The organism is Vibrio sp. 378, from assembly GCF_033339435.1.
On the sequence record NZ_JAWOUO010001023.1, the window covers coordinates 1 to 548 of the forward strand.

Below are 548 nucleotides of genomic sequence, written 5' to 3' on the forward strand. Positions count from 1 at the left end.
TGCGCAGAACGTAAATATGGACTTTAATCTCGCCTTAAAACTCTACACCGCCGAGCAAGTCAAAAACGGAGAAGTGGCTGCCGCCCACATGGCAGGCGTTTCTATGTATAGCTTAATGCAGCGAGCTGGCATGGCTGTTTACGAACGATTTCTTCATTTATACCCAAGAGCGAAAAACGTTCTTGTCGTTTGTGGCAAAGGCAACAACGGCGGCGATGGCTACGTGTTTGCATCCCTTGCAAAACAAGCTCAGCTGAATGTTCAAGTTTTTCAAATCGGTGATGTAACGCAGCTTCAGGGCGATGCTTTGCGTGCGTATCAAGACTGGCAAACCGTTGATGGTAAAAACAGCAGTTGGGATGATTGGAATACTGCGTTACTTGAAGCGGAAGTGATCATCGACGCTATGTTAGGCACGGGGCTAAAGGGTGAAGTCCGAACTGAATATCGTCGTTATATAGAGCAGATCAACCAAATTCAGTGCCCAGTTATTGCGGTCGATATCCCGTCCGGCTTGTGCGCTAACACTGGCTCAGTTTTAGGTGACG

General features: G+C 47.8%; 1 protein-coding gene. It reads left to right on the plus strand.

Going from position 1 to position 548, the window contains the following annotated elements; translation table 11 throughout:
- Nucleotides 1–16 precede the first annotated feature (16 nt).
- Nucleotides 17–548: NAD(P)H-hydrate epimerase (locus tag R7Q48_RS30160; RefSeq protein ID WP_318134077.1), on the plus strand; the 532-nt coding region annotated here is incomplete at its 3' end.